Source organism: Agrobacterium pusense, from assembly GCF_900102105.1.
Lineage (GTDB): Bacteria > Pseudomonadota > Alphaproteobacteria > Rhizobiales > Rhizobiaceae > Agrobacterium > Agrobacterium pusense.
Genome location: NZ_FNBB01000004.1, coordinates 106,940 through 128,437 on the forward strand (window position 1 = coordinate 106,940; position 21,498 = coordinate 128,437).

The 21,498-nt window shown below is 58.9% G+C and carries 15 protein-coding genes; 5 read left to right on the forward strand and 10 right to left on the reverse strand.

From position 1 onward, the window contains the following. From BLU28_RS12385 to BLU28_RS12405, 5 genes are all read right to left on the reverse strand, one after another. Entirely contained in the window at window positions 1-495 is a 495-nt protein-coding gene (locus tag BLU28_RS12385; protein ID WP_004438756.1) for a RidA family protein, read from the reverse strand. Between the two features lie 82 nt (window positions 496-577). Then, a complete protein-coding gene (locus tag BLU28_RS12390) occupies window positions 578-1,801 on the reverse strand; it encodes an amidohydrolase/deacetylase family metallohydrolase (protein ID WP_004438755.1) in 1,224 nt (407 codons plus the stop codon). Window position 1,802: 1 nt separating this feature from the next. After that, the gene (locus tag BLU28_RS12395; RefSeq protein ID WP_004438752.1) at window positions 1,803-2,678 is read right to left on the reverse strand and encodes an ABC transporter permease; all 876 of its coding nucleotides are present in this window, start codon (window positions 2,676-2,678) and stop codon (window positions 1,803-1,805) included. Further along, window positions 2,678-3,619 carry an ABC transporter permease gene (locus BLU28_RS12400; RefSeq protein WP_006698531.1) on the reverse strand — a complete coding sequence of 314 codons (942 nt, stop codon included), beginning with the start codon at window positions 3,617-3,619 and terminating at the stop codon, window positions 2,678-2,680. Before BLU28_RS12400 ends, BLU28_RS12395 begins: the two co-directional genes overlap by 1 nt. Before the next feature lie 105 nt (window positions 3,620-3,724). Then, window positions 3,725-5,251 (reverse strand): ABC transporter substrate-binding protein, encoded by a 1,527-nt coding sequence (locus BLU28_RS12405; protein ID WP_022563688.1) that lies wholly within the window; start codon window positions 5,249-5,251, stop codon window positions 3,725-3,727. Between the two features lie 427 nt (window positions 5,252-5,678). Between BLU28_RS12405 and BLU28_RS12410 the strand changes: the two genes are divergently transcribed. The 4 genes from BLU28_RS12410 (at window position 5,679) to BLU28_RS12425 (ending at window position 13,116) form a co-directional block, all read left to right on the forward strand. Then, window positions 5,679-6,803: a glycosyltransferase family 4 protein gene (locus BLU28_RS12410; RefSeq protein WP_022563687.1), complete on the forward strand. Its 1,125-nt coding sequence runs from the start codon at window positions 5,679-5,681 to the stop codon at window positions 6,801-6,803. A gap of 397 nt (window positions 6,804-7,200) precedes the next feature. Next, window positions 7,201-8,397 (forward strand): polysaccharide biosynthesis/export family protein, encoded by a 1,197-nt coding sequence (locus BLU28_RS12415; protein ID WP_006698533.1) that lies wholly within the window; start codon window positions 7,201-7,203, stop codon window positions 8,395-8,397. A gap of 283 nt (window positions 8,398-8,680) precedes the next feature. Then, entirely contained in the window at window positions 8,681-9,979 is a 1,299-nt protein-coding gene (locus tag BLU28_RS12420) for an efflux RND transporter periplasmic adaptor subunit (RefSeq protein ID WP_077986400.1), read from the forward strand. Further along, window positions 9,976-13,116: an efflux RND transporter permease subunit gene (locus tag BLU28_RS12425; RefSeq protein WP_077986401.1), complete on the forward strand. Its 3,141-nt coding sequence runs from the start codon at window positions 9,976-9,978 to the stop codon at window positions 13,114-13,116. Before BLU28_RS12420 ends, BLU28_RS12425 begins: the two co-directional genes overlap by 4 nt. Here the strand turns inward: BLU28_RS12425 and BLU28_RS12430 are convergent. The 5 genes from BLU28_RS12430 to BLU28_RS12450 all read right to left on the reverse strand — a co-directional run bounded on the left by BLU28_RS12430 (window position 13,113) and on the right by BLU28_RS12450 (window position 20,446). Further along, window positions 13,113-13,661: an invasion associated locus B family protein gene (locus tag BLU28_RS12430; protein ID WP_006698536.1), complete on the reverse strand. Its 549-nt coding sequence runs from the start codon at window positions 13,659-13,661 to the stop codon at window positions 13,113-13,115. The two genes, BLU28_RS12425 and BLU28_RS12430, sit on opposite strands and share 4 nt — an antisense overlap. A gap of 32 nt (window positions 13,662-13,693) precedes the next feature. Then, window positions 13,694-17,665: an autotransporter domain-containing protein gene (locus tag BLU28_RS12435; RefSeq protein WP_077986402.1), complete on the reverse strand. Its 3,972-nt coding sequence runs from the start codon at window positions 17,663-17,665 to the stop codon at window positions 13,694-13,696. 206 nt (window positions 17,666-17,871) lie between these two features. Beyond that, complete coding sequence (smoA, locus tag BLU28_RS12440) at window positions 17,872-18,396, reverse strand: NADH-dependent FMN reductase SmoA (RefSeq protein ID WP_006698538.1); 525 nt, start codon at window positions 18,394-18,396, stop codon at window positions 17,872-17,874. Then, window positions 18,396-19,289 carry an aldo/keto reductase gene (locus BLU28_RS12445; RefSeq protein WP_006698539.1) on the reverse strand — a complete coding sequence of 298 codons (894 nt, stop codon included), beginning with the start codon at window positions 19,287-19,289 and terminating at the stop codon, window positions 18,396-18,398. The genes smoA and BLU28_RS12445 overlap by 1 nt, the downstream gene beginning before the upstream one ends. Continuing rightward, the gene (locus tag BLU28_RS12450) at window positions 19,289-20,446 is read right to left on the reverse strand and encodes an LLM class flavin-dependent oxidoreductase (protein ID WP_004438724.1); all 1,158 of its coding nucleotides are present in this window, start codon (window positions 20,444-20,446) and stop codon (window positions 19,289-19,291) included. The genes BLU28_RS12445 and BLU28_RS12450 overlap by 1 nt, the downstream gene beginning before the upstream one ends. 101 nt (window positions 20,447-20,547) lie before the next feature. Between BLU28_RS12450 and BLU28_RS12455 the strand changes: the two genes are divergently transcribed. Beyond that, window positions 20,548-21,252 (forward strand): GntR family transcriptional regulator, encoded by a 705-nt coding sequence (locus BLU28_RS12455; RefSeq protein ID WP_022563683.1) that lies wholly within the window; start codon window positions 20,548-20,550, stop codon window positions 21,250-21,252. Window positions 21,253-21,498 lie beyond the last annotated feature (246 nt).

The following is a 21,498-nucleotide window of genomic DNA, read 5'->3' on the forward strand; positions in this document are numbered from 1 at the left end:
TCACCCCTTGAGCGCGACGATGGCTTCGATTTCGACGGTTATATTGCCCGGCAGTGAGCCGAAGCCCACGGCGGAGCGGGCATGTTGTCCCGCATCGCCGAACACATCGATGAAGAGATCGGAACAGCCGTTGATGACGCTCGGGTGATCGCGGAAATCGCTGACGGCATTGACCATGCCCAGCAGCTTCACCACCTTCTTCACCCGCGACAGGTCGCCCAGCGCCTCGTGCATGACGGCAAGCAGGTTGATGCCGGTGAGACGCGCATGGTTATAGGCCTCTTCCAGCCCGATTTCCGCGCCCACCTTGCCGGCATAGAGGTGGCCATTTTCTTCCCGCGGCCCCTGGCCCGAAAGATAAAGCATGTTGCCTTCCACCACATGCGTGACGAAATTGGCAATCGGCGGCGGCGGCGGCGGCAGGGAGATGCCGAGCGCGGCGAGCCGGTCATAGGGCGAGACGTGCCCTTCTGCGTCGAGCGAAGACTGTTTCACGCGAATTCCTCATAATGCCGGGAGCGGTTTCCCGTAATGGCTGCGAACGGCGGAGGAAGGACCTCCGCCCTATCAGTCGGGGTCAGCGCCAGGAATAACCATGGCTGTGGCGCACCAGCTTGCGCGCCCTTGGAATGTAACGGCTGGCCGCGATGGCTTCCGCGCCGATAACCGCGTAACGCGGCTCGAACAGGCGCTTCAGGCGCGACACGTCGCCGTTGGAATCGGTCGCTTCCAGATCGGCATCGACAAGATCAAAAACAGTGAAATCTGCGCGCTGACCGACCTCGAGACGGTTTTCCATATCGAGGCGGATGATGGAGGCGGGGTTACGGGTCACGGCTTCAACCACGTTTTCGAAGGGCATGTTGACGGAGAGCAGCTTCGACATGGTGGTTGCCAGATCCCAGACCGGGAAATTCATCGAATGGCCATGCAAATCCGTAGAGATGGAGAACGGAAGCAACCCGCGTTCAATCGCGGCTTCCGCAACCTTGAAGGAAAAGGATGCGCCGCCATGGCCGATATCCAGTCGGATGCCTTCACCGGCGCAGCGTTCGGCAAGGTTGAACAGGTCCTCGTCTTCCATGATGCTGGAGCCCGACTTGCCGTTGAAGCAATGGGTCACGACATCGCCGGGGCCAAGAATTTCCAGCACCTCGTCATAAAGTGCGGGCGGTTCGCCCACATGCACCATCATCGGCACTTTCAGGATCTTGGCGATCTTCTTGCCGAGCTTGACCGGCGTCACACCCCAGGAGCCGGTGATGACATGGCTCGCCCGCACCTTCAGGCCGACTATATGCTCGCTGTTTTCCGCGTAACATTCGAGGATACGGTCGAGATCGATATCCTTGATGTCGCGCAGTTCAGGCACCCGGTTGCAGGCAACGAGGCCGATGGAGCCGAGGTTGAGGAAGGCCTTGATGCGCTCCCTTGAGGGTTCGATGATATATTCCCTGAAACCGTGGAAATTCGCCTCGCCCGCCGAACCGGCATCCACCAGTGTGGTTACGCCGCGCTCGGCCCCGCATTCGGAGGGGCGGATGGAGATGTCGGTGCCGCCGTGCCAGATATGCACGTGCAGATCGACCCAGCCGGGCGAAATGAAGGCACCCTTGGCGTCGATACGCTGCGCATCCGCAGGCACCTGCAGGGCAGAGCCTACCGCGGCAATCTTGCCGTCGCCGCCGATCAGAATATCGGTTGAAGCCTCAGACGCACCTTTTCCGAAACCGACAGGTTTGACATTGGTGAGAAGAATGGGAGCTTGAAGAGGCGTTTTTGCCTGTTCACCTGATGTCATATTACAAATCCCTTCGCAGTCTTGGGTCGAGCATGTCCCGCAGTCCATCGCCAACCATTTGCAGCGACAGCACGGAAAGAATGATGGCAAAGCCGGGAAAATAGGTCATCCAGTCGGCCTGTCCGATATATTGGCGGCCGGCGGAAATCATGGTCCCCCACGTTGGAATTTCGGGGCTGACACCAAGTCCCAGAAACGACAGGCCGGCCTCCGCCAGCATGGCGCTGGCAAAAAGAAAGGTGCATTGCACGAGGATCGGCGAGACCAGATTGCGCAGGACATGCCGCGTCATGATGTGGAAAGTGGAAATGCCGAGCGCCTTTGCCGCCTCCACATAGGGCAACTCACGAATTACCAGCGTCGAGGCGCGCACGATGCGGGCAAGGCGCGGCGAATAAACGACGGCGAGCGCGATGATGACAGTCGTCAGCGACGGGCCGAGAGCCGCCACCAGCGCAATCGCCAGCAGAATATCAGGAAACGCCATCATCGCATCGATCAGCCGCGCGATCGGCGTATCCAGTTTCTGGAAGAAACCGGCAAGCAGGCCGAGCGTGATGCCGATCAGCGCCGAAAGCGCCACCACGGCGGCCCCGACCAGAAGCGACAGTCTTCCGGCGTATATGGTACGGGAAAAGACGTCGCGACCAAACTCATCGGTGCCGAACCAATAGAGTTCGCTCGGCGGCTTCAGGCGGTTCACGATCGACAGTTTTGAGGGCGAGTACGGCGCTATCATCGGCGCGAAAACCGCAAGCAGCACGAAGACAAGGAGCACGAGCAGGCCGGCGGCGACTGTCTTGCGCTTCAGGAGACGCCGAATGAACAGGACGGTCGGGTTGCGTGCCGGGGGAACGGTGGAAACGATATCGGCCATCAGTAGCGAACCCTTGGATCGACCAGCAGGTAGAGCATGTCGATTGCAAAATTGATGAGCACGTAGAGCCCGGCGATAACGAGAAGCGCGCCCTGAATGACCGGATAATCACGCCGGAGCACCGCCGAGACGACGAGATTTCCGACCCCCGGCAAACCAAAGACGGTCTCCGTTACCACCGCACCCGAAATCAGCACGGCGGCGGTGAGGCCAAGCACGGTGAGAATGGGTATAAGCGCATTCTTCAGCGCATGTTTCATCACCACCCGACGCTCCTTGACGCCCTTGGCGCGTGCAGTGCGGACATAGTCGTCACCGAGGACATCCAGCATAGAGGCGCGGGTGAAGCGCAGAATGAGGGCGGAGGACACGAGGCCAAGCGCGATAGCCGGCAACGTCAGATGATACATGCGCTCGACGAAACTCGACCCCGGCCCGCCATAACCCGATACCGGGAACATATCGAGCCTGACGGCGAAGACCTGCATGAGGATGAGGCCGAGCCAGAAGCTCGGAATGCTCGCCGCCAGCATCGCGACCGTCGTTGCGGCCTGGTCCACGAACGAGCCGCGCCGGTAAGCGGCATAGATGCCGATCGGGAGAGCGATGACGCTGGCGATCAGCAGTGAAAAGATTGTCAGGAAAAAGGTCGGTTCGGCCCGATCCAGCAGGGCTGATCCGACAGGCATATTGAGAAAGATCGACTGGCCGAGATCGCCCTTCAGCAATTGGCCGATATAGTAGACATATTGCACCCCAAGCGACTGATCGAGGCCGAGGCGGGTGCGCAGTTCCGCAATGTCCTGTGCCGAGGCATCCGGCCCCAGCATCACGGCGGCCGGGTCTCCGGGCGTGACGCGCAGGATGACGAAAACGATGGTAACGACGAGGAACATCACCACGATCATTCCCGCAAGTCTCTGGAAGATATACCGTATCACGAATAAGGGCTCCCGATCGCAAAAGTGGCGGACCACTTATGCGCGATAGTTGAAGCGAAGCTGCTGAAGGGTGCCGGCAGCCGGCACCCGATTGCCGTCCTGGCTTTATTTTGTGACCGAGGCATTCCAGAAATACGGCCACGGAGCGGGATCGACGCCTTCCAGCTTGTTGGACTTCGCCGCCACGGCATTGAAGTCACCGATCTTGAGAAGCGGCAGCTCGGCATAGATCGTCTTCTGCACATCGGCCCAGAGAGCGATGCGTTTATCCGGATCGACTTCGGCAGTGAAGGCATCAACTGCAGCCTTGCGTGCCGGCGTATCCCACCAGCCCGGCGAGCTCGTGGAAAGCGCGCCCATCAGCGCCGGTTCCGGCAGGAACGGGCTGTGGCTGATATAAATATCCCAGAGCTTCGGGTCAGCGCGGCGCTGTGTCAGCGTCGCCCAGTCCACCACCTGCATATCCACCTTGAAACCGGCCAGTTTCAGATATTCTGCAGCAACCTGCGCCATCTTGTAATGGAACTCATACTGGCGGCTGGTAAGGATGCGCAGCGGCTCACCATTGTAACCGGCCGCCTTCAGCTTTTCGGCGGCGGCTTCCGGATTGCCGACATTATAGTTGCCCTCGACACCTACTTCTGAATGCCAAGAGAAGTTGTCGGGATAATAAGCGCCGTCGAGCGCGTAGAAATCCGTGCTGCCGAAAGCCGCCGCGAGCATGTCTTCCATGTTTAGCGCTTCCGTCACCGCCTTGCGAACCTCAAGCTTTGAGGACAGTCCCTCCTTGGTGTTGAAGACGAAGACCGGATAGCCGAAGGGCTTCAGCATCAACGGCTGCGAGGCGGAGGACGACTTCACCTTCTCGAAGGATTCCACAGGAATGGAATCGACATAGTCGTATTGGCCCGAAACGGCGGCTTCGACGCGGGTGTTCGGATCAGGCACCGGAACGAAGCGGATTTCATCGAGATATTGATGGCGCGCACCGCCGTAACCGTCGCTTTCGCCGCCGCGGGACTTGTAGCCATCGAAGCGCACGAGCTGGATATACTGGTCGGCCTTGCGTTCCTTCAGCATATAGGGACCGGTGCCGATGAATTCGGCCATCGGCTCCGCCTGCTTTTCGGCCGGCAGGATGATCGCCGCGGAATTGTTGAACGCGAGCAGCGAGGTGAGCGGGGCATAGGGCTGCTTGAGGGTGATCGCCACCGTACCGGCGTCGGGTGCGGAGATATTCTCGATAAAGCCGGCGGCCTGCTTGCCGCGCGAGGCGATCTTCATCCAGCGTCCGAGCGAGGCGACGACATCTTCAGACGTCATGTCGCTGCCGTCGTGGAACTTGATGCCCTGCCTGAGCTTGATCGTGTAGGTTTTGCCATCTGCGCTGATCTCGGGCAGGCTTTCCGCCAGCAGCGGCGTCACCTTCCAGCCCTTGTCGAAAGTATAGAGCGTTTCGAAAATATGCTGTGTGACGATGCCGACGAGATCGGCGGTAGACGCCATGGGGTCCAATGTCGGCGGCTCGCCGATGGTGGCGACATTGATCACGCCGCCCTTTTCCTGGGCCATCATCACACCCGGTGCAAGCAACAACGCGGCGGTGGCGAGAAATGCAATTTTACGTCTCATGGTCAAGCTCCCAGCTCTTCTGTGTTCCATTATTATGTTATATGCATCTTTATAACAGAATATCTTGCTGCGACGCCTTGTCAATAACCTTGAAGCGAGGAGGAATGATTACCAGACCGACGGGGAAGCATTTTGGTACGCACCGCCCGCCCGGCGCGCTTACGGCAGCCACAGCCAGACGCCGGGTCGGCGCAGATGTCAGGAAATTTGGAAGCGGGATATTTCGCATCTGCGAACAAGATGCTATTCAAGAGACGGAGCAGGACAGGATTCCGACAGACATAACCCTGCGTCCATATTATTTTCGCATTGTTTCGTCTTCGCAGCCGCGCTTTTGCGGGTGAAGACAAGATTGATATTCGATACTGCCGGCTTATTTCCAGGTCGGATTACAAATTTTTATTACGTTGATATTATTGAGGAAACTATGAAGACGGCGATCGTCCATGACTGGCTCACCGATAGGGGTGGGGCTGAAAAGGTCCTTCACAACCTTCTCGAAATCTATCCTCAGGCAGATCTTTTCTGCCTCGTCGATTTCATGAGCGAGCGTGATCGCGGCTTTCTCGGCGGCCGCCCGGTCAATACCTCCTTCATCCAGAACCTGCCCTTCGCCCGGAAGAAATATCGCTCTTACCTGCCGTTGATGCCGCTCGCCATCGAGCAATTCGATCTGAGCGGTTATGATCTCGTCATTTCCTCAAGCTATGCAGTAGCCAAAGGCGTCATCACCGGGCCGGGCCAGTTTCACGTTTCCTATATCCACAGCCCCATCCGTTATGCGTGGGATCTTCAGCATCAGTACCTCAAGGAAACGCGGCTGACGCACGGCTTCGCCTCGTGGATCGCCCGCGCCATCCTACATTATATCCGCATGTGGGACATCCGCACCGCCAACGGTGTCGACCTGATGACCGTCAACTCCAAATTCATCCGCAACCGGGTGCGCAAGTGTTATGGGCGGGATTCCACGGTGATCTATCCCCCAGTGGATACCTCCCACCTCTCTCCCTCTGATCGCAAGGGCGATTATTTCGTCACGGCATCACGGCTGGTGCCCTACAAAAAAGTGCATCTGATCGTCGAAGCCTTCGCCAAAATGCCCGACCGGCGCCTCGTTGTCATCGGAGACGGCCCGGACATGAAGCGCATTCGCGATATCGCGACTCCCAATATCGAAATCCTGGGGTTTGTCGGCAATGAGGAGCTTCACAGATACATGGCGGAAGCCAAGGCATTCATCTTTGCGGCGGAAGACGACTTCGGCATCGTGCCCGTCGAATCCCAGGCTCTGGGCACACCAGTGATCGCTTATGGCAAGGGCGGCGTGCTGGAAACCGTCATACCGCTCGGCGGCTCCAACCAGCCCACGGGCCTTTATTTCCGCGAACAGACGCCTGAAGCGATCTGCCGCGCGGTGCAGGAGTTCGTCGACAATTCCGACCGCTTCGACAAGACCGTCTGCATCGACAATGCCGCCCGTTTCTCCCGCGAACGCTTCCTGAGGGAATTTGCCGACACCGTCAATTTCGCGCTCGCTGAACGGGCGTGATCGCCTGCAAAGTGAAACTCGACTATCAAAACTGATTACATGGTGTCGACAAAGGAAAAAACTGCATAAGCGTGACAAAACTGCACTAGCACAATGCAGCAATCACAGAGATGATAGTGGGCGGACGAATGTTGAATTGCAGCGAAAATAAAACAGTGCGTCTTGCATAACATAAGCAATACACAAGATTTAGCCCGAGATACCTTAATAAAATTGAATTACGCTCCAAAATTGCATATTACTTTCGCAGTTCAACACGTTTTTCAATCCTATCCTTTCTGAACAAATGCAAACCGGCTGAGACTTTCTTTACCGGGTTATTTACGAAGTGATCATTTTTTAAAAACCTATACGTGTCCGTTTATGCTTTTCGCACGATATTCATTTTGAGGACCAAATGCGTTTATTGAATGTTTCGATTCTGCTCGCCTCTGCGGCTCTGGCAGGCTGCACTGTCACAGCGGCATCTGGCCCCGACGCAGCCACAATCGAATCCAACGCCTCCGTAAAATTCGGATCAAAGGACAAGAAAAAAACCGCAGGCGTGGATTATGCGCTTATCGACATCAACAGCTCCGTCCTTAACTATGTCGGTGATACCACCACGACCACCTTGCTCGGCAGCTTCGGTGGTGGCAAGGGCGGCGTCCCGGCATTGCCGATGGGTGTCGGCGACGTAGTCCAGGTTGCCATTTTCGAAAGCCAGGCCGGCGGCCTGTTCATTCCAAACGATGCAGGCAGCCGCCCGGGTAACTTCATCAGCCTGCCCAACCAGACGGTCGACCGGGAAGGCAATATCAGCGTTCCCTATGCAGGCAAGATCCGCGCAACCGGCCGCAATGTCGAGGATGTGCAGAGTGAAATCGAGGAGCGCCTGGCAAATCGCGCCATCGAGCCGCAGGTTCTGATCACCAAGATTTCCAGCCGCTCCGCACAGGCCTCGGTTCTGGGCGACGTCAAAGAGCCGACAAAGGTGCAGCTGTCGGAAGCGGGTGATCGCGTTCTTGACGTCATCTCTTACGCGAAAGGCCTGAGTGCTCCCAACATAGAGTCCTATGTCACGCTCATTCGGCGCGGGAAGACGGCCCGCGTCAACTATAATCACCTTGTCAGCACGCCTTCGGAAAACATCTATGTGGTGCCGGGCGACACCATCATGGTGGAGCGGGAGCGCCGTACTTATCTAGCCTTCGGCGCTTCCGGCCTCAACGGCCGTTTCGAGTTCGAGGACGCCGATCTCAAGCTCTCGGACGCCCTTGGCAAGGCGGGCGGATTGCTCGACTCCCGTGCAGATCCCGCCCAAGTCTATGTCTACCGCATCGTCAAGCGCGATCTCCTCGTGAAGCTCGGCATCAACACGTCGAAATTCGCTGGCCAGGACGTTCCGGTCATTTTCCGTGCCAATCTGCGCGATCCCTCGACCTTCTTTGCCAGCACGAAATTCCCGATGCAGGATCGCGACATTATCTATGTCACGAACTCGCAGGCTACCGAACTCTACAAGTTCCTGGATCTCGTCGGCTCCGTGCCCGCCACCACAGGCAATGTTGCTGAAGATGTGCTGGCGACCCGCAACGCCATCCGGGCTTTCTGACCTCCGGCGTATCGCATCGCGCAAAAGGCCGCCCCGGAAACGAGGCGGCCTTTTCCTGTGCAAACCGGCGCGAAGAACACGCGCAATGGCGGGGTTGCATGCGAGCGCGATCCGCTTCAGCCCCTGTACGGCAGGGCAAACGGCCCTCGCACACGGTTACTGCCATTACAAAAGTTTAAGGTGATTTCGCAGCGTATTGGGTGTCTTGTGGAGGAAAGCTGCTCCCAAGGCTTGCCGCACATGTCGGGAAACATGTATCGCCTTCATTACGCGGAACCGTCAGATGAAACGTTTCTGGACCGCCCTCAGCGTTCTTGCCATCGCAGCCGCCGGCGCGTGGTATTTCAAGGACCGCCTGCCGCTTGATCAAATTCCCTATCTGAAACAATTTGCCAGCACTCCACCGCAGGCGGAGACCGCAACCGCAGAAACGACTGCAAGTGCAAAACCGCAATCCTCCCGCAATGGCCAGCCAGGCGCACAACAGGGGCAACGGCAGGGGGGCGGGCGGCGCAATGGCGGACCACCGACCGTCAGCACCATTTCGGTCAGTAAGGCGACGCTGCCAATGGACGCGGCGGCAACAGGGTGGGCGGTAGCAGCCGACATCACCAATATCGCACCGCTCCAGGCCGGCCTCGTCACCGAAATCGAGGCAAAGGACGGCCAGCACATCAAGGCGGGGGATCTGATCCTCAAGATGGACGATCGAATCGCCCGTGCGGCGGTCGACAAGGACAAGGCGAATATCGCCGCCGACCAGGCGACACTTGAACAGACTGAAGCCGCTTTTCAGCGTGCCGCCAACCTCGTCAAGCAAAGCGCCGAGTCACAGCAGGTGCTGGATCAGGCCAGAGCGGCGCGGGACAGCGCCAGCGCCAAGATCGATGCCGACCGCGCAACGCTTGCGTCCGATCAGGTGGCGTTGGAACATATGGAAATCCGTGCTCCCTTCGATGGGAGACTGGGTGATATCAGCGTCAGCCCGGGGGCTTACCTTAGTGCCGGCGTGAATATCGTGACGATCACGAAATACGACCCCATCTCGGTCAGTTTTCGGCTCTCTCAACGCTATCTGCCGCAATTGCGCGAAGGCGTAGCGAAAGACACGGCAGTTGATGTCGACCCTGCGGCGACCGGCGGCGAGGCGATGCGCGGCGTACTGCGTTTTTACGACAACACTGTGGACCAGACCTCCGGCACAGTGCTGGCAAAGGCGGAGTTCAAGAACGACCGCGGCCTTTTGTGGCCCGGTCAGTCCGTCAACGTCACCGCGCATTTTGTTTCCGAAGACGAAATGGTCGTCGTACCGACGGTCGCTGTGCGGCCCGGACCGAGAGGCAATTTTGTCTACACGGTCGACGGCGATCATCATGCTCATATGACGCCAGTTGAGGTCGCGCGTTCGAACGGCGACCTCACCGCCATTGCGCGCGGCCTTAATGGCGGAGAGCATATCATCGTCGAGGGCCAGTCGGAACTCGCCGACGGCCAGCTCGTGATCGAGCAATTTTCCGACAAGGGCGGGGCGGCAGGCAATCTGGCCGCCAATATTCCGCAGGAAAAGGCTGACCGCCAATGATCCCGAATTTTTGCATCAACAGGCCCGTCGCCACCACGCTTCTCGCCATCGGCCTCGTTCTGGCAGGCCTTGCCGGTTTCCGTTTGCTCCCGGTCGCGGCCTTGCCGAAGGTGGATTTTCCGACGATCAACGTGTCGTCATCACTCTCCGGCGCCTCCCCGCAAACCATGGCCACCTCGGTCACCACGCCACTGGTCAAGCAGTTCGAGACAATTCCCGGCGTTAGCGAGATCAGCGCCACCAATACGCTTGGCAACAGCTCGATCGTGCTTCAGTTCGATCTCAACCGCGATATCGACGCGGCCGCTGCCGACGTGCAGGCCGCAATTTCCCGCGCGCAACGGCAGTTGCCGAGCAATATGACGACGACCCCCAGCTATCGCAAAACGAACCCGGCCGACGCCCCTGTACTCTTGCTTGCGGTCAACAGCAAGGAAATGCCCACCAGTAAGGTCGATGAAATCGCCGAGAACATTATCTCCCCGCTCCTTTCCACCATTTCCGGCGTGGCGCAGGTAAGTATCTACGGTGCGCAGACCTATGCCGTGCGCATTGGGCTGGATCCGGCGCAGCTTCAGGCAAGAGGCCTCGGCGTCGATACGGTCACCACCGCCATTGCCCAGGCGAACAATCAGGTTGCCGTCGGCGCACTGCAGAACGATAATCAGCGCTTGACGATCGAAGCCGATACCCAGCGCACGAACGCAGCCGCCTTCCGTTCGCTGGTCGTATCGACGAACAACGGCGCACCCATTCACCTCGGTGATATCGCCAACGTCACCGACAGCATTGACAACACCAATGCGGGCAGCTGGTTCGACGGCGAACAGGCCATCGTTCTCGCCGTTCAGCGGCAACCGGATGCCAACACCGTCGATGTCGTGGACGCCATCAAAGCCAAGCTGCCGGCGCTTCACCAGCAATTGCCGCCTTCCGTCAACATCAACGTGATGAACGACGCCTCGACCGCGATCAAGGACGCGATTTCCGACGTTCAGTTTACCCTGTTCCTGACCATCGGGCTGGTGGTGGCAGTGATCTACCTCTTCACCGGGCATCTGACGGCAACCGTCATTCCGGGTCTTGCCGTGCCGTTGTCGCTGATCACGGCGTTCGGCGCGATGTATGTGCTGGGTTACAGCATCGACAATATCTCCCTGCTTGGGCTCACCCTGTCAGTAGGTCTTGTGGTGGACGATGCCATCGTCATGCTGGAAAACATATTGCGCCTGCACGAAGAGGGGCTGCCGATGCGGGAAGCCGCGCTGCAGGGTGCAGCGGAAGTCAGCAGCACCATCCTCTCCATGTCGATTTCGCTTGTCGCCGTCTTCATCCCCATTCTGTTGATGGGCGGGGTGATCGGCAGGCTCTTTAATGAATTCGGCATGGTCGTCACGCTCGCCATCATGGCCTCGGCTCTGGTATCGCTGACGGTCACGCCAATGCTCGCCTCGCGCCTTTCCGGCCACTCCTCCCGGCGACCGGCGATCATCCGCTGGTTCGATGCCGGCTTCGAGCGGACGCTTCGCGCCTATGGAAACGCCGTGAGCTGGTGCCTTTCCCATCGCCGGATTGTTTTGGCGTCATTTCTCGCCTCGGTCGCGGCATCTCTTTATCTATTCGAAGTGCTGCCCTCCAGCTTCTTCCCCCAGGAAGACATCGGCCGTCTTTCGGTTTCCACGCAGGCGCGAGAGGATATTTCCTACACGGCGATGCGCGATCTCCAGGCGCAGGTTGCCGATCAGATCCGCAAGAATCCGGCCGTGGTACACGTTACATCCATCGTTGGCGGCAATTCGCGCAATCCGCTGAACAACGGCTCGATGTTTGTCGAACTCAAGCCCAAGGAGGAGCGTGCACCTCTGAGCCAGGTTCTGACGGAACTGGGCCAGGCCAGCTCGAAAGTCGCGGGCATCCGCACCTATATCAACCCGCAGCAGAGCCTGCGTTTCGGCGGGCGCAGCTCCGCCAGCCAATATCAGCTCGTGGTGCAGGGCTTGAACGCTGATATCACCAATGAATGGTCGAACAAGCTGATGGAGGCGATGCGCCGCGACCATACCTTCACGTCAGTCACCTCGGATGCCCAAAACGGCGCCATCGCCGCCACGATTTCGGTCGATTCGGAAAAAGCCGCTGCCTTCGGGATTACCAATGATCAGCTGCGCAAGACACTGGAAATGTCCTTCGGCGGTTACACCGCCGCACAGATCCAGTCGACCGGCGACAGCTACGATGTCATTGTCGAGTTCGACAGCTCGAAGCCGTGGAATGACGATTTCCTGAGCGACATCAATATTCTTTCGGCCAAAACGGGCGTACTGGTGCCGCTTTCCAACTTCGCTGCTCTCACCCGGACGCAAGCGCCTGTTACCATCAATCAGACGGGCCAGCTCGTCTCCACCACCATCTCCTTCAACCTTCCGGATGGTGTGGCACTCTCCGACGCCACAAGTCGGATCGACCAGCTCAAGACCACGATAGGCCTGCCGCAGGATGTCTTCACCAGCTATGGCGGCACGGCGGCAATCTTCCAGCAGAGCCAGGGGAACACCGGAATCCTCATTCTGGCGGCGGTGCTCACCATCTATGTCGTTCTCGGCGTTCTCTATGAGAGCTTCATCCACCCGCTGACCATTCTTTCCGGCCTGCCGGCAGCGGCCTTCGGCGCCCTTGTGGCGCTGAAGGTTATGGGCATGGATTTCTCCATCATCGCCCTGATCGGGCTATTGATGCTTATCGGCATCGTCAAGAAAAACGCGATCATGATGATCGACGTGGCGGTGGAACTGATGCGCGAAAAAGCGGAACCACCCACAACCGCCATTCACGAAGCCTGCGTGCGCCGGTTCCGCCCGATCATGATGACGACATTCTGCGCATTGCTTGGCGCTCTTCCCATCGCGCTCGGCTCGGGCGCCAGTTCAGAACTGCGCCAACCGCTCGGCATCGCGGTGGTCGGCGGTCTCATCGTCTCGCAATTGCTGACATTGTTCATCACGCCTGTCATCTTCGTGGAAATGGACCGCTTCGGCCGGTTTCTGTCAGGGCTATTTTCCCGCAAGAAAAATGTCGAACTCCATGCGCAAAAGCAGGAACAGGGCGCGAAACCTGAGCCGGATTCCGTAGCGGCCTAACGCACTTCCTCAAGGCGTTTCAACGCCTCCGGAAACCCTTTGCCCTGCAGCTGGAACGAGACAATGCGACCCTGCAGATCGGGTGCCTCTATCGTCAGTGTCTGTTCCGCCTTCAGCGCCGAGACCAGCTCGACAAAGGGCGAGAAGGAAACAACGCAGCCAACCGGTAAGCAAGTGCTGACCTGCACCTCCTGCAAGCGCATATTTCCCGATTTGACGGAAAAGAGCTTGGTCACGGCTAGACCGAAGGGCAGAACCATCGTGCCCGCAAGTTTCCCCGGTGCTTTTTCACCGGCGAGCCGGAACTCCACGGAAACGGCGAGTTTGCGGGTCTTTTCCTCCAATTGGACCTGAGCTATCGCGCATGTCCGCTTGATTTCCTGCGTCGCGCCAGACGCTCTATCTGGCTCATCGTTATTTTCGGGTCCAGCGCAGGCAAGCTGCCAGCTTCCGTGGGCCTCGTGGAAGGATACCGCGCCTTGCGACGTCTCCTGCGCAGCTGCGCTGTCGAGAGAACTTGCGACGAACAGCAGAGTGGCAGCCATGGCACTTGCGCAACGCGTCTTTTTACACTGCATCAAAAGCGAACCCCAAGTTCGGCGGCAGCGGACTGATCTAGCAGCCCAGCGCCGAAAACTGCACCATAACGGAATGTCAACGTAGCCGATGGCGTGAGATCGTAGCTTAGCCCCAGATTAAGTGTTGCTGCGTCTCGCGAACCTCTCGTGCTCACGACCGAAAACGCCTCGCCGCCTTCGTAGAAAAGGCTGCTGTTCATGTCAGTGTCGCCATAATTGTGACGCCAGGCGAGATCGAACATTGCGCGGCCAAGCATGCCTTCCAGCGCGACATCCCTCGTGATGCGCGCGCCGAGCGTCGTGTAAAGCTGATCGTAGCGTGCCGATGCTGAGGATACTGCGGCGATCCCGCCTTTTTCGCCAAAATCTCCGGTGCGGCTGTTTACGTAGGCGATGTTGGCATAGGGCTCGACATGGGTCAGATCAAAATCGAAACGCCAGGCTGCTTCGGCAAAGACCTGCGACGTCGAGCCGCCATAGCTGGCGGAGAGGTTTTCGCTCAGTGTCGAGAAAGAGACCGAGCGGCGCGTATCCATATCCTGAAAAGCATGGATCGCCCCAAACCGCAGAGACGCAGGCCCGATCATCGTGCCCGCATAAGCAGCCACAAAATAACTGTCGACCTCTGCTGAAGCAGCAAATGTCTTCTGCTCGATCCTCTCGTGACTGTAACCGCCCGCCACACCAGCGCGCCAACTTTTCCCGAGCTCACCATCAAGTCCGAACAGAATGCCGCCGCCCTTGCTATCAACCGATGAGCCATTGCCATCGCCATCAACACGTCCACGCGATCCCAAACCGCTAGTCCAGAAGCTCGGCGATCCTTCTTCCTCGAACAAGAGGCCCCCGTCGTCCTTCACAAAAGCGACGGGCATGATTGGCCGCGCATCGATGCTGTCGAAAGCGCGGCGCAGCCGTTCTAGAATGACGTCCCGGGTTTGGCTGCTGCGATTGATCAAGGTCATGGCAACAGACGGGTGGATTTCTCCGGCAAGCTGCGAAAATGCCAGTTGCGTTTCACCGCCCTGAAGGAAAATGGCGGACCGATACAGGGCTGCATTTTCTCCGAGGGCCTCAACGGCGTTGGCCGCGGCTCGCGCATTGGCCGTGGTCGCTTGCGCGGCAAGAAATCCGGGGGCCGACGATGCCGGGCTGAACGACAGATAAGCGGTGCCAGTGTCGTCGCTCTTTGCGATGGTAGCGGTCAGATAGGCAAAGCTCTCATCGATGCGGGAAAAAGCGCCGGTTATGCCACCCGTCGCAGTGAGTATCTGGTAGCGCGTATTCAGACTGAAAGCAGATCGGTTCGTCAGCGGCGTGACGACGAGGGTTACATCATTGGCGATTGTTACGGTACCGTTCACAGCAAGCCTGTCGGAATTCCCGGCGGTATCTATATCAACCGCATATTTGCCGCCCGCAGCGAATGTAGCGTCGCCTGTCGATGTCAACGTTCCAAGCGGATTACCCGGAGCCAGCGTCCCGCCCGGACCGATGGAAAGGCCGGCAACGGTACCCGTACCGCCGAGCGCCGCGCCGTCGACCACTGAAACCGCGCTCGCCAACGAGCCATTGACGCTCAGCTTTCCGCCTGAGACTGTCGTCGGACCCAGATAAGTGCTGACGGCCGAGAGTTCGAGGTTGCCTGCGCCAGTCTTTTCGAAACTGCCCGTGCCGTGAATCGCATTCGAAAGCCTGCCGGCGCCATCCACGACCAGCGCCGCGTCATTGGCGATCTCGCCGGAGCCAAAACTTCCAGCGATTCCCTTCAAGGTACCGCCAGATATCGTGGTGCCGCCGGAATAGCTGTTGTTTCCAGCAAGCGTCGTCACGCCATTTTCAGCAACAACGCTGCCCGCTCCCGAAATATCGGCTTTTACGAGGTACGCCGTCTGCGAGTGATTGAAAACGATCCGGCCAGCGCCGGCTCCAAAGCTGATCGCCTGAGCGTCAATGGTGCCGGCCGAACGGGCCGTTTGTCCGGAAGCTGCGCCGACATTCAGGACGCCAGCCGAACCAGCAGACGACGCAATGAGGATGGTAGGCGCCGCGAGCGCTGCGCCGCCGGTTACTTCAACGCTGCCGTTCCCCGCAGCGCCGATGACCAAGGTGTCGCCAACGGAGACGCGCGAGCCGATGCCGTTGACGAGGACGGCCCCATCAGACCCCGCCGAAGAACCCACGGAAAACAGATAGGCATTGAGCGACGCACCATTCGTCACAGTCAAACCGCCGGAACCGGATTGTCCGACCGTCATGCGGCCGGAAGCCCCAAGCCCGCTATCGACGTAAGCCGTTACATTCGAGCTGGCACCCATGATGGTCATCGTTCCCGATGAGCCCGAAAGATCTCCCAGGACCACCTCCCCTGCCCGGATATTTCCGCCGGCGCTGGCTGTAACCTCGGCAGAAGCCGTGTCCTGATAACCGGCGATCAAGGTACCGGTCATCGTCCAGCTGGAGCCACCGCCGGTAACAGTGACCGATGACGACGAACCGCCGAGCGCAGCGACGACACCGTTTCTACTCTCGACAGCCCCCCCTGCTTCAACCGACATCATGGCATTGCCACCGCGACCGACGATGATGTCACCCTCGCTGCGCAACGTGCTGCCAACGCCGGAAATCCGGGCGAAGCCGGTACTGGCGGCACTGTTGCCGAGTACGACGGCTTGACTGCCGACGATGCCGCCACCCGTTACGGCCAACGATCCGGTGCCGGCATCGCCGATCGCAAGGCCGCCACTGCCGACAGTCCAGGCCGATCCCTCGCCATCGATAATGGCTGCCCCGGTCGCGCCGGCAACAGTGCCGAGCCGGGCGGCGGTGCTATTAACCTTGCCACCGGCGGTCACATTCAAGGTTCCGTTACCGGAAGCCCCGCCGGGGTCGGCGACATCGCCACCGATCTGAAGATCGCCCGCGACCCAGGTGGACCCGTCGCCGGTCACCGTCGCAACGGAGGTGGAATGGCGTCCGATGATGGCGCTGTCGCTGGTCGCTGATGCCGCCGCCTCGACAGTCAGGCGAGCACTGCCCTCATTTCCAACGATCAATTGACCGGTTTCCAGTGAAGAGCCGAGCCGGGTAAGAGTGACTTCGCTTCCCGATGCGGAATAAAGATTGGCAATGACGGTTGTCGTTCCGCTGAGGAGTTTTCCGCCGCCCGTCACCGTGAGTGTGCTGACACCGGCATTGCCGATGACGGTGTCGGCTCCAACCGTCCAGCGGCTGCCGGCGCCCGATATAAGCGTGGCACCTTCGGTTCCAGCCCCCTCGCCCAGAATGGCCCTTTGGCTGTCTACCGTGCTTCCGGCAAGAATTTTAAGCTCGCCGTTTCCGCCGCCGGAGGGCGCGGACCCGCCGCCGTATCCCACAAAGATCGTGCCTGCCGTAACGAGACTGGACGAATTGTCGAGTGTCAGGAAACCGTTCCCTGTTGCCCCTTCGCCGATGTAGACGGTCCCGGTCGAGACCGCGCTGCCATGTAACAGGGAGAGGGTACCGATGCCGTTACCGCCGACCGATAAGAGACCCTGGTTTTGCAGGGTCGCGCCCGAGAACGTGACGGTACCACCGATTCCCGCGGCGACGCCAAGGCTGAGCGAATTTGATAACAGGCTCCCATTGATAACCAAAGTACCGGACGAAACCTGCCCGACCGTGACGGAATTGGCCGTGGCAGATGTGCTGGCCACGACAACCGGGCCATCGCTGTTGATCAACACGTCATCGCCGGCATCGGGCACGTGGGCTGACGGCGCCCAGTTCGTCGAGGCAGACCAACTGCCGCCCCCAGCGCCGGTCCAGTTCAAGGTTTCCGCACAAGCACTCTGACCAAGGCTAACGGAAAGAAGAATCGACAAAAACCAGCCTGTGCCGAACACCGAAAGGCGCCCGGCAGCTTTCCTGCATGCAATACTTTCCGGAGAGGTTTCCCCATCCAAAAAGAGGCAGAAACAACCGGACATTCAAACTTCCCTAATGAGCGCCGCACTATATCCATGATTCGGCGAATCATTTCTTCACCGAACCAAGTGCATTAAGCCATTTTAGAAAGTCAGCGCCAGCTATAACGTCACTAGGACAGGGGTTTACTTTGAACGCTGGATGAGTGCCGTGAAAAGCGGGCGGCTGCAGCTGATATCTTGCATTAAGCGCTTATGACATCGCAGGATTACTGCCGGGCGAACCGTCCGAAGGCTCCACCCGAAAAGCACAGCGGATCACCATCACGATGGGCAGCGCGCAACACCTCGCCGACGATGATAGTGTGATCGCCCGCATCATGCGCCGCCGCCTGCCTGCACTCAAAACGGGCCAGCGTTCCGGGGATGACCGGTACACCTTCATCGTTCAATTCCCATTCAAGATCATCGAAAGCACGGCCGTTGCGGGTGAAGCGGGCGCTCAGCACGTCCTGATCGGCGCTCAGCACATGAATGGCGAAATGGGTCGCGCCGCTGAAGGCCTGATAACGCGACGAGCTTTTCGCAGGTGACCACAGCACCAACGGCGGATCGAGCGAGACGGATGCGAAGCTGTTGACCGTCATGCCGATCGGGCCTTCCGGGGTCGTGGCTGTTACCACCGTAACACCTGTCGTGAAAGCGCCGAGCGCATTGCGAAAGCTGCGGCTGTTTTCGCCGCCGGGAACGAATACATGTTCATTGGGCATCTTGATTGCCTCTGCAACTGTCATCACGCCACCTCTTTTCCAATCGCAAGGGTGTAGAGTTCAAACCATGTCTGGCGGTCCATCGTCACGCGAAGCGCATCGGCAGCGGTTTTGATGCGTTCGAGATTGTTGGTGCCAAGCACCGGAACGATCTTTGCCGGATGGCGCAGCAGCCAGGCGATCGCGACGGCCGTCGCGTCGACGCCCTGTTCCTTGCCGACGCGCTGCAGGGCAGCCATGGTACCGCCATGCGCGCCTGAGAACAGCGAACCGCCACCGAGCGGCGACCAGGCCATGGGCGAAATGCGCTTTTCCTGCAGGTAGGCGAGATCGCCATTCGTGAAGGAATCGGTGGCAAGCAGGCTCATTTCGATCTGGTTCGTCACCAGCCGGTTGCTCATGGCCGATTGCAGCAGCGAAAAATCCCACGGGCGGAAATTGGAGACACCAACCGCCTTGACCTTGCCCGACGCCACCAAGGCATCAAGTGCCTTGCCGGTTTCTTCCGCGTCGATCAGCGGGTCGGGGCGGTGAATGAGCAGCAGATCGACGTGATCCGTTCCCATGTCGCGCAGCGACGCTTCCACCGACGCGTTGATGTGGACCGCGGTCGTGTCGTAATGCTTGACGCGGGCGGCAGCATGACGGCCGGCCGGGGCGACGATGCCGCATTTGGTGACGATTTCGATTTTGTCGCGCAGTCCTGGCGCGGCTTTCAATCCGGCGCCAAGAATGGCTTCTGCCGTGTATCCGCCATAGATATCGGCCTGATCCATCGTTGTGATGCCCTGTGCGAGGCAGGCCTCGATCTTCGCCTGTACATGCGCCGGCGAGGTGTCTACATCGTCACCAATGCGCCACATGCCGTAAACGATGCGGCTGAGTTCGAGTGTGTCAGAAAGAGCGATACGTTCCATCAGTGGCGTTCCCCATTGCCGAGCGGCGTCGCTGGCGTTTCAGAAGGCACCCGGCCATAGGCATGCGGCAGGGAGCAGGTTTTCATCTGCGGCAACACCTTGGTGCCGAAATGTTCCGCCTCGTCGAGATGCGGATAACCGGACAGGATGAAGGCGCGGATACCCATCTTCTGGTAATCCTCCAGCGCCGAAAGAACCTGATCCGTCGAGCCGACAAGTGCTGCACCGCAGCCGGAGCGCGCCCGGCCGATGCCGGTCCACAGATTGGGTTCGACATAACCGAACTTGTCAGCGAGTTCACGGGCCCGTGCCTGATGCGACACGCCAAGTGAACCGCTATCGTGGGCGCGGTTGCGGATCAGCTGGCCATATTCATCATCGAGCTTGGAGACCAGATGTTCGGCATATTCGCGGGCTTCCTTTTCAGTATCGCGCACCACCATATGGACGCGCAGACCATAATCCAGCGTGCGGCCATGGGCGGAAGCGCGCTCGTTGGCGGCGCGCATGCGGTCCGCCAGCTGGTCCTTCGTCTCCGGCCACATCAGATAGACGTCGCATTGTGCGCCACAGAGCTCAAGGGCATCCGGAGAATAACCGCCGAAATAAAGAAGCGGGCCTCCATTCTGCTGGTAGGGTCTCGCCGGCTCGGTCGATACGCCCTTGAACTGGTAGATTTCGCCGTCGTGGTCGATGGTGTCGCGGGTCCAGGCCTGCCGCAAAATCTCGACGACCTCGTGGCTGCGCTTGTAACGAAAGGCGCTGTCGGCGACTTCGCCCGGGAAGTCCGAGCTGATGACATTGAGGGTCAGGCGGCCTTTCAGCATGTGGTCGAGCGTGGCAACCGTACGCGCCAGCATGATCGGCTGCATTTCGCCACAGCGGATAGCGGCAAGGAAATTGATACGGTCGCTGATCGGCGCACAGCCGGCGACAAAGCTCAGCGTATCCTGCCCCACCTGATAGGACGACGGGCAGAGAATGTTGCGGAAGCCAAGTTCCTCAGCTTTTTTGACGATATCCGAGCAATGTTCGAAGCTGGAACGCAGGCTTCCATCCGGCACGCCGAGATAGGCGTAATCATCGGAACACAAAGCGGAAAACCAGGAGACCTCGGCAGCATCGAGATCAGCGGATGTAACGGGTACGACGGTCATGCAATTCCTCCTCAGGGCCGCTCTCGTTGTTCTTGCATAACATCAAGAAATATGTAAATCAATGATGTATCAATTTTTGTTTCGGGTGGAGGAAACGGCATATGAGACACACTGGTGGCAGTTTGCCCATGTATCTGCAGATCGCCGAAATGCTGGTGCGCGAGGTGTCAGCAGGGCGGCTGATCGACGGCGAGAAGCTTGCGCCGGAGCGCGATATGGCTGCCGATCTCGGCATCGCCGTCGGTACGCTACGCAAGGCGCTCGCCGAATTGCAGGAGCGCGGCCTTCTGGAGCGCGTACAGGGTTCCGGCAACTACATCCGCGCGGTCAGCGATCCGCAAAGCGTCTACGCTTTCTTCCGGCTTGAACTGATCGAGGGCGGCGGCCTGCCGACAGCGGAGGTTCTGGATGTGACCCGGCTAGCGAAGCCCGTCGATCTGCCCGCTTTTGGCACCTCCTCCGAAGGACACAGGATTCGTCGTCTGCGGCGCATTGCCGGCAAACCGGCCGCCATCGAGGAAATCTGGCTTGATGGTTCCTATGTTGACACGATCACCATCGAAAATATGTCGGAATCTCTCTACCTCTATTACCGCACTCGCCTCAACCTCTGGATATCGAAGGCGGAGGATCGCGTCGATCTCGGCGAAGTGCCCGAATGGACGCCCGAAGCGTTCGGCCAGAAAGCAGGCGCATCCGTGCCCCGCGTCCTGCGTCTCAGCCAGGCGCAGGATGGTGCAGTGGCAGAAGTTTCCTGGACCTGGTTTGACCACACCGTGGCGCGCTACGTTTCTCGCATACGTTGAGTCTGCGCAAAATTCGCGTGATCTACAGGAGTGACGGAATTTGACGGCAGGCAAGCCAACCACTACCCGCCAGCGGGCGATTTTGCGGATATATTTCTTTTAATCAATGACTTAGTAGTTTTTGATTTCTGTCAGAAATAAAATTGATACACTATTGATTTCCTTTTTGTGAAAGGTAATATCACGACCTCAGGGAGACAGGCGTTTCGCCACCCCACGTTACTGCCAGACAATCGGGCTCGATTT